Annotated in this window: 11 protein-coding genes and 1 riboswitch; of the genes, 10 read left to right on the top strand and 1 reads right to left on the bottom strand. The window is 34.7% G+C overall.

What is annotated here, in order from left to right; all coding sequences use genetic code 11:
• The first annotated feature begins 55 nt into the window (after nucleotides 1-55).
• The 3 genes from EKH84_RS21600 (at nucleotide 56) to EKH84_RS21590 (ending at nucleotide 4118) form a co-directional block, all read left to right on the top strand.
• Nucleotides 56-952 (top strand): M23 family metallopeptidase, encoded by an 897-nt coding sequence (locus tag EKH84_RS21600; protein WP_190283426.1) that lies wholly within the window; start codon nucleotides 56-58, stop codon nucleotides 950-952.
• Between the two features lie 202 nt (nucleotides 953-1154).
• The gene (locus tag EKH84_RS21595; RefSeq protein WP_127067889.1) at nucleotides 1155-2645 is read left to right on the top strand and encodes an MBOAT family O-acyltransferase; all 1491 of its coding nucleotides are present in this window, start codon (nucleotides 1155-1157) and stop codon (nucleotides 2643-2645) included.
• Between the two features lie 12 nt (nucleotides 2646-2657).
• Complete coding sequence (locus EKH84_RS21590; protein ID WP_127067888.1) at nucleotides 2658-4118, top strand: hypothetical protein; 1461 nt, start codon at nucleotides 2658-2660, stop codon at nucleotides 4116-4118.
• An 82-nt stretch (nucleotides 4119-4200) separates the two neighbouring features.
• Here EKH84_RS21590 and EKH84_RS21585 read toward each other — a convergent pair whose 3' ends face one another.
• The gene (locus EKH84_RS21585; protein ID WP_127067887.1) at nucleotides 4201-7092 is read right to left on the bottom strand and encodes a starch-binding protein; all 2892 of its coding nucleotides are present in this window, start codon (nucleotides 7090-7092) and stop codon (nucleotides 4201-4203) included.
• Between the two features lie 348 nt (nucleotides 7093-7440).
• Between EKH84_RS21585 and spoIIID the strand changes: the two genes are divergently transcribed.
• From spoIIID to EKH84_RS21550, 7 genes are all read left to right on the top strand, one after another.
• A complete protein-coding gene (gene spoIIID, locus EKH84_RS21580; protein ID WP_013658567.1) occupies nucleotides 7441-7695 on the top strand; it encodes a sporulation transcriptional regulator SpoIIID in 255 nt (84 codons plus the stop codon).
• Between the two features lie 137 nt (nucleotides 7696-7832).
• Nucleotides 7833-8837: a rod shape-determining protein gene (locus tag EKH84_RS21575; protein ID WP_127067886.1), complete on the top strand. Its 1005-nt coding sequence runs from the start codon at nucleotides 7833-7835 to the stop codon at nucleotides 8835-8837.
• 17 nt (nucleotides 8838-8854) lie between these two features.
• Nucleotides 8855-9622, top strand: a complete 768-nt coding sequence (gene flgF / locus EKH84_RS21570; RefSeq protein ID WP_127067885.1) for a flagellar basal-body rod protein FlgF — start codon at nucleotides 8855-8857, stop codon at nucleotides 9620-9622.
• A 10-nt stretch (nucleotides 9623-9632) separates the two neighbouring features.
• On the top strand, nucleotides 9633-10448 hold the full coding sequence (locus EKH84_RS21565; RefSeq protein WP_127067884.1) for a flagellar hook-basal body protein: 816 nt from the start codon (nucleotides 9633-9635) through the stop codon (nucleotides 10446-10448).
• A 13-nt stretch (nucleotides 10449-10461) separates the two neighbouring features.
• Nucleotides 10462-10887 carry a rod-binding protein gene (locus EKH84_RS21560; RefSeq protein WP_127067883.1) on the top strand — a complete coding sequence of 142 codons (426 nt, stop codon included), beginning with the start codon at nucleotides 10462-10464 and terminating at the stop codon, nucleotides 10885-10887.
• A gap of 65 nt (nucleotides 10888-10952) precedes the next feature.
• Nucleotides 10953-11053: riboswitch (SAM riboswitch) on the top strand.
• 87 nt (nucleotides 11054-11140) lie between these two features.
• Nucleotides 11141-12331 carry a methionine adenosyltransferase gene (gene metK / locus EKH84_RS21555; RefSeq protein ID WP_127067882.1) on the top strand — a complete coding sequence of 397 codons (1191 nt, stop codon included), beginning with the start codon at nucleotides 11141-11143 and terminating at the stop codon, nucleotides 12329-12331.
• A 297-nt stretch (nucleotides 12332-12628) separates the two neighbouring features.
• A complete protein-coding gene (locus EKH84_RS21550; RefSeq protein ID WP_127067881.1) occupies nucleotides 12629-13834 on the top strand; it encodes a hypothetical protein in 1206 nt (401 codons plus the stop codon).
• The last annotated feature ends 39 nt before the right edge of the window (nucleotides 13835-13873 follow it).

Raw genomic sequence — 13873 nt, 5'->3', positions numbered from 1 at the left:
GATTGAATAATAATGGGAATCTCTGGCGATAATTAGGATGTCGGAGGTGTTAATTATGAAAATTAAAAAATTAGGACAATTTCTAAAGAAGTATGGTTTTTATGTAGCCGTTAGTGTGATTTCTGTAGGTGCACTTGTAGCCATCTTCGTATTACCAAGTCAAGAAGGCAATGTTAAAAATGAAGCGAATCCTTATGCAAAAAATGAGAAAACAGACGGAATGCTTCAAGGAGATCTTCCCAATAATGTTATTATTGATGAAGAAGATGAACTTGACCAAACAGATAAGGTTACACAAAATGAAGCCACAGTTCAAGAAGATGAAACAAAAGCTTCAGAAGAGGTTACTAATAATACAACAGCAAAGGATGAAGTAAAACCAGAGGTTAAGACAGAAACCTTTGAATCTACTACAGCATCAGTAACAGAGGAACCTTTCTTTGCTGATGGGGATAACTTTAGTTGGCCAGTAGAAGGTAAGATTGTTGTACCTTATACAGATGAGGCTACAAAATATTGGTTTAGTGAATCACTTAATCAAACCATGCGTACCTTTGGTATTTGTATTGCAGCTAATGAAAATACAGAAGTAAAGGCTATAGCCAAAGGTACAATTGTTAAGATTGTAGATGATTCATCTAGTATTTTAGAGCCAGGTATGCCTTATGTAGGAAAGACAATGGTTATCGATCATGGTAATGGTTATGTAAGTGTATATGGTTTCCAAGGTGGAACAGTAAATGAAGATCTTTTAGGCCAAGTTGTTAATGAAGGGGATGTACTAGGTACAATTGGTACACCTAAAGGTGCATTCATTAATGTAGGTGATAATCTCTACTTACAAGTAAAGCATAATGACAAAGTTGTTAGTCCTATGGATTTCTTAAAAGACAGTGAAGAAACAGCTAGCGTGAAAACAGACAGCGTGGATGTTGGCTTTGCTACAAAATAACAATGATATAAAATAAAACAGGAGATGCTATGCCATCTCCTGTTTTATTTTATATTAAATAGTATTGCGGAATGTATTTGATTGCTACAAATCGGATAAAAGTATAAGAGTTTTAAAAATATAGTATATTTTGTTTAAAGATGATAAAATAGGATTGATTTCAAGATTATACATTATAAAAAATAATATTAGAGGGTAAAATATGTTATTTAATTCTATTAGTTTTTTAATCTTTTTCCCCCTTGTTACATTAGGGTATTTTATAATTCCTTACAAATGGAGATGGATTTGGCTACTGATTGCTAGTTACTATTTCTATATGAGCTGGAATCCAGTATATGCATTACTTATTGCCACATCTACTTTTATTACATACTTGTGTGGGGTTTTATTGCAAAGTACGGAACGTATAGAAGATGAGGAAAAGCGTATACGGCTTAGAAAGACTTGGTTAATACTAAGTCTAGTTATTAACTTTTCCATTTTATTTTTCTATAAGTACTACAATTTTTTAGGAGACAATATTAATAGAGTCATGGAACATTTCGCTATTAATATGCAAGTACCTTATTTTGATGTTATGTTACCAGTAGGTATCTCTTTTTATACTTTCCAAGCTATTGGGTATACCATGGATGTTTATAGAAGAGACATTAAAGCAGAAATGCATTTAGGAAAGTATGCTTTATTTATTTCCTTCTTTCCACAGCTTGTAGCTGGACCTATTGAGCGTTCAGGTAATTTGTTAAGACAGTTTTATGAAAAGCATACCTTTGATTTAGAAAGGGCTAAACGAGGCTTTGTGCTGATGCTATGGGGGTTCTTCCAAAAGGTAGTTATTGCTGATCGTGTAGCAATTCTAGTGAATCAGGTTTATGGCAATTATGAAGCTTATGCAGGCTTTGAGATTGCGTTAGCAACAGTATTATTTAGTATTCAAATATATTGTGATTTTGCAGGTTATACTTATATTGCTATTGGCGCTGCTAAAATCATGGGCTTTGAATTGATGCAGAACTTTGATACACCGTATTTTGCTAAATCAATTAAAGAATTTTGGCGTAGATGGCATATTTCTCTTAGTGGTTGGTTTAAAGATTATTTGTACATACCTCTAGGTGGTAGTCGCTGCAATAGACTTAAACGATATAGAAATATTATGATTACTTTTTTAGTAAGTGGTATATGGCATGGAAGTGGCTGGAACTACATTATTTGGGGAGGCCTACATGGTATGTATCAAGTTGTAGGAGATATCATAACACCAGTTAGACAAAGAGTGGCTAGGTTTTTCGGGTTAAGCAAAGAAAAGTTTTCTTATAAATCCTTACAAGTATTAACTACTTTTATTTTAGTAGATTTTGCTTGGATCTTCTTTAGAACAGCTGATTTAACAAGTGCACTTGGAATCATTAAGCAAATGTTTAGTAGTTTTAATCCGTGGATATTCTTTGATCAAAGCTTATATCAACTAGGTTTAGATCAAAAGGATTTTGGAGTTATGATGATTTCTATTATCCTTATGATTGGAGTAGAACTAGTAGGCAAGCACTTCGATTTTGAAGAAGCTATTGCTAAAGAACACTGTGTATTTACTTGGGCAGTGTTTATGGTAATCATTCTTGGTATATTGATTTTTGGTGTATATGGCCCAGGTTATGCAGCGAGTCAGTTTATTTATTTTCAATTTTAGTAGAGGATAGGAGTGAAACAGATGCAAAAAGGGGCGATAGAATTACTAGCTTGTATCCTGATATTTGGAATGGTTTTTAGTGGTACTACAAGGGTCTTTCAAATGAAACAGTTAGAGGAACCATGGGATATGACTAGAAAAGTAGAGGGGATTAAAAATGAAGAAAAAGATAGTGTTGATGTCATGTACTTTGGCTCAAGTCATATGTATACTAGTATTAACCCAGTTGTTGTTTGGGAAGAACAAGGCATCCCATCCTACATATTAGCAACACAAAAACAGCCTTTTTGGATTTCTTATTATTATATGAGAGAAGCGCTCAAATATCAAAAACCTAAAGTAGTAGTACTTGATATCTATAGAAGTGATTTTTTAGAAGAATATGAAGAAGAAAGTGTTAATAGAGCAGCTATTGACTTACTAGATTTTTCTTATAACAAAGCACAAATGATAGAGGCAAGTGTGCCAAAAGAAGAGCGGGCTTCTTATTATGTGAATTTGATTAAATATCATGGGCGCTGGAAAGAGTTAACCAAGGAAGATTTTGACTGGAGCTATCGTACGAAGCAAGATCCATTAAAAGGATATGTTTGTTTATACCCTACTACACCTATAGATAGAAGACAAAGTCTAGAAGAGGTGACAGAGGTTCAGGATATGAGTGATAAGACCAAAGAATATCTTATGAAAATCATAGAATTATCTAAAAAGAAAGGCTTTGAACTCGTACTTTATAAAGCACCTTCTAATGCTACAAAAGAGCAAAAGGCCTACTATAATGCTGTAGAAGCTATTGCAAAGGAGAACAATATTCATTTTATTGACTATAATATGCTTTATAAAGAAGTAGGACTGGATTTAAGTAAAGATTTCTATGATGAGAATCATGTTAATTTACTAGGTGCCAAGAAAGTAAGTAAGCATTTTAGTGCTTACTTAGCAGATGAGTTTCAGTTAGAAGATAAGAGAAACAAAGTAAGCTATAAAGAAACATGGGATCAAGCTGTGCAAATAAATGAAAGATGGGAAAAAGCCTATGAGCTCAGAAATATAGTGAACTTAAAGGATTATGTAGAAGCTGTAAAAGCAGAAGATTATGTGGTATTATTCACTACCGTTTCAAATGTTTCGCTAGATACTGTCTCAGAGGAAAGCTTAAAGGTGTGTCAAGACTTTGGCTTACTACAAAAAGAAAAGTTAAAAGGACATTACATAGCTATAATGAAAGATGGAGAAATACCTTATGAAGTAGACAGAGAAGCTCTAAATGATGCAATAAGAGACTTAGGATTACCTATTGAAGTGGCTTATAATGATCAAGAAAGATATACACTTAGTAATATAGATTATAAGGACCATAATTATTTTACTAGTAGAGGTAATATGAATATTATTGTATATGATAAAAAGCTCAATAAGATAGTAAGTAATGTACTAGTAGATTTAAAGACACAAGGTAAAATTGTACAATAAATAAAGAACTCTTCCTTAACTGTTGCCCCTAAGAGTCATCAGTTAAGGAAGAGTTTATTCATTTATAGCAGAAGATGGTTAATTAACGAAGGTAAGTACCATCTGTACCTAATTTACCTTTTACAGTATTGCTAGTAGTATCTAATACATAAACTCGCATATTTGCTTTTGAAATAGAATCAGATACTAATTTTCCGTTGGTTACATTAATCGTTTTACCAGTGATAACTTCAATATATTTTCCATTTGGAATGTTGTTAAAGGTAGCTTGACTAGACAAAGCAATAAGTGCAAATGAATAGGTATCAGCATCTTGATAAGCTCGTTTAAAAGCCATATTACCACTAATATCTTGAACACTATATTGGCCCTTTTGAAGAGCAGGAATAGATCTTCTAATAATATTTAAACGTTGAATATGTTTTGATAATGGGTGGTTTAAGGTTTCAGCCATTTTTCCACTAGCAGAACTATAAACACCAAAGTCAGTTACATTTACATCACCCTCAATATAATCTCCAAAATAAGCTCTTCCAGTAGTACTAAGAGGCGCATTAGGACCTACATCAATAGGAGCACCCTTCATAAATTCAATTTCACTACCATAGTAAATGGTTGGGATGCCTCTAAAAGTAAACATTAAATTTAAATTTTCAGCCCAAGTATCCTGGCTGCCAGAGAAACGTTTATTTTCAGGTGCATTATCAGGAGCATAATCGTGAGAGTCAACGTAAGTTACATTAAAGGTTGCATCATTATAATATTGATCTCCACTTACAGCGACATTAAAAGCATCGGAAGCGTTACCAAAATTCCAGTGCATAGGGAAATCGATAACATCTAAGCCACTACGCTCATTCCAATTAGGTGTATGGTAAGAATTTCCTTGCAACAGGTGGTTAGTACTAGTTGGCTGGCTACTAGGATTCATATTATCATTCCAAAAAGCAGAAGTAGAGTTTACTCTCTCTGCTAAGGTATCCCAGGCATAATCCTTGGAATCCTGCCAAGTGTAAAATGGAGCAGAGACGTTAGGAATATTACTGTTCCATACTTGGCGATATCTAGTACATACTTCACCAAACATAAAGAAATCATTGTTACCACTTTGTTTAGCAGTAGATAATAGCTGTGGAATAAAATTATTGTTTAATGTTAATCTAGAAATATGTTTAACGGTATCTAATCTGAAACCATCTACACCCATTTCAATATATTTAGAATAGGAATCTACTAAATAATTACTAACAGTAAGGTTCTCGGTATTTAGGTCTACACAGTCACCAGCAATTTGTCCTGTTTGAACGGTATAACCTTCCCAAGATAAAGATTTTTCGTGATGATAAATCTTGTTAGTATCTTCTTCATCAGTTTTCATGGCATTCAGTCTTGCTTGATACTGAGCCTCAGGTGTTAAGTCATCATAGTTAGCAGGTAATTTACCATCTGAGATATCAACTAGACAATCAGAAGAGCTTAAATCTCCTTGTTTAGTAAAGAGAGGATAGATATTTTCCTCACCAAAATTACCAGTATGATTCCAAACAACATCTTGAATGATTTTAAGACCTTTTTCGTGACAAGCATTAATCAAATCTTGATAAGTAGCCCCAGTAGACTCATATCGACTATCTACCTCACTATGATCTATAGCATGATAGCCGTGATAATCATAACCACTAGCATTTTCAACAACAGGTGTAATCCAAATGGCACTAAAACCTAAGGCTTTAATATAATCTAGTTTTTCGATAAGACCTTTAAAGTCTCCACGCCATGCAGGGTCAGAATCAGGATTTCCCGCTTTTTTATCATCCCAGCAATGGATATTATTGCTTGAGTCACCATCGTAAAATCTACTAGTCATGACAAAATAGATTGTTTCATCTCTAAAGTCACTATTGCCATAGTTAAATTCAACTGGATCAGGTGACTCATAAGGAGGTTCTGGATCAGGAGGATTTTCTGGGTCATTATCAGGATTATGGTCATACCATTTGCCTGCCTTATACCACCATTCACCTTTGGTTTGTGATAAGTCAGCAGTTTGGCTACTGCCGTTATTGCTAAAGATTAAATTAGTGCTAGAGGTATTGAGTTCATAGCCATACCAGTCATTACCTTCACTAGTCATACTTACTCCAGGCCATTTTACCGTGGCTAAAGTAGGAGTTGCTTTCCAGTAATACAGTGTAGCTGGAGAATTACTCTTATAATGAACTTTGATAGTATCTAGGGTAGGAGTAGGGGTAGGAGTAGGGGTAGGAGTAGGGGTAGGAGTAGGGGTAGGAGTAGGGGTAGGAGTAGGAGTAGGAGTAGGAGTAGGTGTAGGAATTGGTTCAGGATTAGTGTCGTACCAAGTACCATTCATATACCACCAGTTACCTTTAGTCAAATTAAGATCTTTAGTTTGATTACTACCCTTGTTGCTAAAGATTAAATTTGTAGAATTGGCATTTAATGTATACGTATACCAATTATTATCTTCCTTAGCCATAGATACACCAGGCCAACTTACACCGGGTAAACTAGGGCTAGCTCCCCAATAATAAATATATGGAGAAGACAAAACACTCTTTAAATGAACAACTATTTGGGAATCACAAGGAGCTTCAGGATTATAATCTGTCCAAACACCATTCATATACCACCATTCACCAGATGTTCTTGAAAGGTCTGCTGTTTGTGAACCTTTAGCATTATTAATAATTAAATTAGCACTAGATACATCTAAGACATAAGAATACCAGTTATTACCATCATTTTGCATAGGTACGCCGGGCCAATTAACTGTAGTGGTAGATGGATTAGTTTGCCAGTAATAGATGTAGCTACTTCCCCAAGTGCTTTTGAAATGTACAGTTAGTGAATTGTTAGCTCCTAATGTGGAAACGTTACCAAACAATAGTGAAAACAACATACACATTGCAGCTAATAAACTAGTACATTTTCTGATACTTCTTTTACGTTTCATATTTTACCCCCTTAGAATTTTTGTATATATTACAATAAACATAGAATGTTTACTAAAATATATATAGTGATTATACAATTTTAATCAATAAAAATTCAATATATTTTATATAATTTACAAAATTAAAATTTAAAACAGAAGATTGTTAGTTATTTAAGATATAGCTAGTATTCTTATAAAGAAAGCAAAAAAGCTAGAAAGGGTGATAATCTTGTCCTACTGAGACGTATTTTAAATGAAAATAATAAGTTGTATAATTTCCTAGCAAAAAGCTTAATTTATTTGTAATAAGTAGGAAGGGCCTCGCATAAGATTAAATCAAGAGCCAGAGTTAAGGGGGGCCTTTTCTTGAAAGCCTATATAGAAGAAAGAGCCATAGAGTCAGCAAAGTTTATTATTAATTCTAATGCTACTGTAAGGGAAACTGCAAAGAAGTTTGGGATTAGTAAAAGTACGGTTCATAAAGATGTAACAGAAAGACTAGAGAAGATTAATCCTAAACTTGCCAATGAGGCAAGGAAGGTTTTAGAACTAAATAAGGCAGAAAGACACCTAAGAGGTGGCTTGGCTACAAAAGAAAAATATTCTAGCTTAATTAAATAATTTTAATACATAGCACCTCATTTTGAGGTGCTATAATTATTTTTTAATTTTTTGCAAAAAATAGAGTTTTAATGTTATAATATGCTAAAAGAAGTGAACCCTAAAATACAATTTTACTATAACAAAGGAGAATTCAAATGTTTGGAATGGGAGCGGATATCGGAATTGATTTAGGGACTGCCTATGTACTTGTTTATGTGAAAGGGAAGGGCATTGTCCTTAGAGAACCATCGGTGGTAGCAATAAAGGAGAAGACTAAGGAAGTCATAGCTGTAGGAGAAGAAGCAAGACGTATGTTAGGCAGAACACCGGGGAGCATTACTACTGTTAGGCCTCTTAGACAAGGTGTTATATCAGACTATGACGCTACAGAACAAATGCTAAAGTATTTTATTCACAAAGCTATTGGTCACAGACTTGTAAAACCACGCATTGGAGTATGTGTTCCTAGTGGTGTTACTGAGGTGGAAAAAAAGGCGGTAGAAGATGCTACAAAACAAGCAGGAGCCAGATATGTTGATACGATAGAGGAACCTATTGCAGCAGCTATTGGTGCAGGCATAGATATTTCGCGTCCATGTGGAAGTATGATTGTAGACATAGGTGGGGGAACAACGGATATAGCAGTTATTTCATTAGGAGGAGCAGTTGTAAAAAAATCCTTAAAAATAGCCGGAGATGAGTTTGACGATACTATTATTAAGTATATGAGAAAGAAATATAGCCTTCTTATTGGAGAAAGAACAGCAGAAGAGATAAAAATTAATGTTGGAAGTGTATTTAAAAGAGAAGTTCCAGCCGAAATAGAAATTAGAGGTCGTAATTTAGTATCAGGATTACCAAGAAATATGGTAGTAACTTCAGAAGAAATTAGACAGGCCTTAGAAGAACCAGTAACAAGTATTGTTGATGGTATCCGATCTGTGTTAGAAATAACACCACCAGAATTAGCTTCTGATATTTCAGATAGGGGAATTGTGCTTACAGGTGGTGGAAGTCTTATTCAAGGTCTTGATCAGCTTATTTTGCAGGAGACAGGAATAAATGCAGTGATTGCAGATGATGCTATGTCATGTGTAGCTATCGGAACAGGTATGTGGGTTGAATATAGATATGCTAAAGGAGTAAGAGAAAGAGATTAAAAAAAGGAGGCCTTTAGATGGTAAGAGGACTTTATACAGCTGCCACAGGTATGAATGTACAGGCAAAAAGGTTAGAGATTATTTCTAATGATCTAGCTAATACAACGACTACTGGATATAAAAAAGATGTTGCAGTAGTTTCTTCTTTTCAAGAAGTATTAATGACGAGATTAAATGACACTCAAAACCAAGTGCCTAATAATGGACCAATAGGTAATATTACTTATGGGGCAAAGATTGACGAGGTCTATACAGATTTTACTCAAGGTTCAGTTATTTCAACAGGGGAAATGGTTGATGTGGCTATTCAAGGAGATGGCTTTTTTGTAGTGCAAACTCCAAATGGAGAAGCTTACACAAGAGATGGTAATTTTTCTATTAATCAATATGGAGATTTAGTGACTAAAGAAGGCTATCCTGTTATGGGATTAGATGGTCCCATTACTTTAGGCGAAGAATTTCTGGCCACTGGTGGAGATGTAGTGATTAGCAGTCAAGGAGAAGTAACATTAGATGGTCAGTATATTGATACCTTAGAATTAGCTAGATTTGAAGACAGTAGGGCATTAACAAAAATGGACAATAACTTATATAGTAGTACGGCGGCTAGGCTGCCTTTTGAAGGGCAGCTCATTCAGGGCTATTTAGAATCAGCCAATGTTAATCCTGTAACTGCTATGGTAGATATGATTACCGTTTCAAGAGCATATGAAACAAATCAAAAAATGATTCAAGTACAAGATAGTTTACTTGGTAAAGCTGTTAATGAATTAGGTAGAGTATAGGAGGAAGAATATGATTAGAGCATTATATACAGCGGCTTCAGGTATGACCGCCCAGCAACTTAATGTAGATACCATTTCTAATAACATGGCTAATGTTAATACAGCAGCTTATAAAAAAGAAACAACTAACTTTAAAAGCTTGCTCTATACAACGATGGGAGAAGCTAATGATCCTAATGCACAGGCGACACCTACAGTTAAACAAGTAGGGCATGGTGTACGTGCGCTAGCTAATTCTAGAGATTATACAAATGGCATTCTTCAAGAAACAGGTAATGAATCAGACCTTGCTTTAGTTGGAAATGGTTTTTTTGCTATTGGTCAGACAGATGGTTCTGAGGTTTATACTAGGGATGGTAGCTTTAGATTTGCTATGATTCCTGATGAAGGAAGTTATGCGTTAGTTACAGCCGATGGGCATCCAGTACTATCTACAGAAGGTGAGTCTATTGTAGTAGGGACAGAAATTCCTATGGATAAGCTTGAAATAGGGCAAGATGGAAATATTTATTATTTAGATGAGACAGGACTCGAAATGGATGTAGCTCAAATAAGAATTGTTCAATTTGCTAATAGAGCAGGACTTGAGGCTGTAGGAGATAACCTTTATAAAGAAACACCAGCTTCCGGAGAGCCTTTAGCAGAGGTTGATGATGATGGCTTAACTAAAACAACGATTCGTACAGGTTACCTAGAAGGTTCCAATGTACAAATAGCACAGGAAATGGTTAACTTAATTATTGCTCAAAGAGCTTATGAAATTAACTCAACAGCTATTAAAGCAGCCGATGATATGTTAGGACAAGCTAATCAGCTTAAGAGCTAAGGAGGATAGCTAGATGGAAATTTCAGGGGTTTCAAGTCTATTAGATTTGCAAAAGCAAGTAGCTACGGAGTCTGCTGATACAGCAGGAACAAAAGATTTTGAGGCTATTTTATCAGAAGCTATGGCAAAGAAAGATGACACAGAACTAAAAGAAGCTTGTGATGAACTTGAAGGTTATATGCTCAGCATGATGTTTAAGCAAATGAAATCATCTATGCTTTCAGGGGATAGTTTGATAGCTAAAGGTGATTATGAATCTATGTTTGAGGATACTTACATCAATAATTTATGTGATGAAATGGTTAAAGCAGGGGGCATCGGTCTTTCTGATGCTATGTATAAACAAATGACCAATACATATGCTGCTCAAATGCAGATTAGTGATGAAAATAAAGCAGCAATGGCTAATGAAGCTATCAAAACCGAAGAGGAAGTTTAAGAAATGTTCCTCTTGTTGACAATAAAAAATAATAATGTTAAAATAAATCGAAAATAGAATAAAAATTCTTATCCAGAGAGGTGGAGGGACAGGGCCCTATGAAACCCGGCAACCTAGTTTAAAGCTAAGGTGCCAATTCCCACGTATTTATTACGTAAGATGAGGATGACTGTGCGAACGCTAACCCCTCATTTTTAATGAGGGGTTTTTTATATGGTTTTCTGTCTTACACAAAATTAAAGGAGGCTATGATATGGCAAAAAGATTATTTACTTCAGAATCAGTAACAGAAGGGCATCCAGATAAAATTGCTGACCAAATCTCTGATGCAGTTTTAGATGCTATTTTTGCGCAAGATCCAAATGCAAGAGTTGCTTGTGAAACAGCACTTACAACAGGTCTTGTATTAGTAATGGGAGAAATTACAACAAATTGTTATGTAGATATCAATAAAACAGTTCGTGACACTATTAATGAAATTGGTTACAACGCACCAGAGTATGGTTTTGACGGACACTCATGTGGTGTAATTGTAGCACTTGATGAACAATCAGCAGATATTGCTATGGGTGTCAACAAAGCTTTAGAAGCTAAAAAAGGTGAGATGACAGATGATGCAATTGAAGCTATTGGCGCAGGGGATCAAGGAATGATGTTTGGCTTTGCTTGTGATGAAACACCAGAACTTATGCCAATGCCAATTTCACTTGCTCATAGATTATCAAAACGTTTATCAGAAGTACGTAAAGATGGTACTTTAAATTATCTTAGACCAGATGGTAAAACACAAGTTACTGTGGAGTATGATGGAGATACACCAATAAGAGTTGATGCAATCGTTGTTTCAACGCAACACGCAGCAGAAGTAACCCAAGAACAAATTCATGCAGACATTATGGAATATGTTATTAAACCAATTGTTCCAGAGAACTTATTGGATGCAGATACAAAATATTTTATTAATCCGACCGGACGTTTCGTAATTGGTGGACCAGTAGGAGACTCAGGTCTTACAGGACGTAAAATCATTGTAGACACTTACGGGGGTTATGCAAGTCATGGTGGCGGTGCTTTCTCTGGAAAAGATCCAACTAAAGTAGACCGTTCAGCAGCTTATGCAGCTAGATACGTAGCTAAAAACATTGTAGCAGCAGGTCTTGCTAAAAAATGTGAAATTGAGCTTGCATATGCTATTGGTGTAGCACAGCCAGTATCAGTACTCGTAAATACACATGGTACAGGTGTTGTTAGTGATGAAGTATTAGTAGAACTTGTTCGTAATAACTTTGACCTTAGACCAGCAGGTATTATTAAGATGTTAGATCTTAGAAGACCTATCTACAAACAAACAGCAGCTTATGGACACTTTGGTCGTATTGATGTGGATTTACCATGGGAAAGAACTGATAAAGCTGAAATATTAAAAGCTGCAGCAGAGAAGTAGGCGACTAGAATATAATCCGTATAGGAAAGCTTTGGTTGAATCCTGCTGTCTAGAGTGCCTTTTAGAAGAGTATATGAATTGTGAGATGAGAGAGTAAGAGAGTGATTAAAATAAAAAAGCGTTGTTACGAGGAAAAATCGTAGCAACGCTTTTTGCATGAACAAGAATTAATATTACAACTACATTACAATTATTAATTAATCATAAATTCTAGTGGTATCGAAATCTAAATGTGCTATAGTATTCTGTATAAATAAAAAAATATTTTATTAATTTGGTTTATGGAGGGGATTTGTAATGAAGAAAAAAGTATTAGCCTTATTGGTAACATTTGTAATGATGTTTACTATGGTAGGTTGTAATGCTCAAGGTGTAGAACTAATTAATGAGTTAAAGACAGTTTCTACATGGGAAGCGATGGAGACAAAAAGTAATTTAGACGTAAGCTTTACTTATCAAGGAGAATCATTTAAGGCAAATGCAGAAGTTGTAAGTTATTCAAATAGTAAAGACTTACAGATGGAAGCTACTATGACTATTAAGAATGTTGAATTTTCTGGTCAAAAGATTGACGTTACAAAAGCACCATTTAAAATTTCACCTATTAAATTCTATATGGATGGTATGAAGTTCTATGTAAGTACAAGCTTTATTAAAGATGTAGCGGCTATGGCAGGTGTTGATCCATCAACATTAGTAGATGTAAGTAAAGACTATTTAGCTCTTGATTTAACAAGTGCTATGGAAATGTCAGGAATGAGCAAAGAGCAAATAACGAAACTATCAAGTCAAGGTTTTGATATTTATGCTAATTCTAAAGTAGAGGTTCCAGTTACCAAAAAAGATAACACTTATACTGTTGAACTTAAAGATTCACAATTAGTAGATGCATTCTTTGATCTTTGTGCAGAAGCTATTGATGCACAAGCAGCTACATTAACAGAAACTTATAAAGCAATGGGTCTTACAGATGACCAAATCAAAGAAGCTCTTGCACAAGCAAAAGCTATTTATGGACCAGAAACAAAAGCTATAATTAAACCTATGGTTACTGGTAGTACTGCAAAAGCAAGCTATACATTCAATAAAGATAGCTATGTAGCTGATATGTCAGCCGCTATTAAAGTAGCAGTAGATAAAGAAAAATTTGATATTAGCGTAGCTGAAAAATCAGAAGTGAAAAAAGCAGATAAAAAAGCAATTACTTTCCCAACAAGTGTAAAAGTATACACTATGGAAGACCTTATGGCTATGACTACACCTAGTCAAGTTATTGAAGTAGCACAAAAAGATTGTATTGTAGAAAAAGGTGTAACATATGTACCTCTTAAAGCTACTTTAGCTAAGGTTGGACTTACAGTAGGTTATGATAGTAAAGCAAAAACAACTTATATTAAAGAGTTAAATAATATGCCTATCAAATCTATTGTTAAAAAAGGTGTATCATATGTTTCAGTAGACCAACTTGCTGAACTTGGCTTGGTATGTGAAATTACAAAATAACAAATGTAAGAAAACGAATAAGCTACAAAGTAAAAATAG

Source organism: Cellulosilyticum sp. WCF-2, from assembly GCF_003990395.1.
GTDB lineage: Bacteria > Bacillota > Clostridia > Lachnospirales > Cellulosilyticaceae > Cellulosilyticum > Cellulosilyticum lentocellum.
This window is presented reverse-complemented; position numbering and strand designations above follow the sequence as displayed.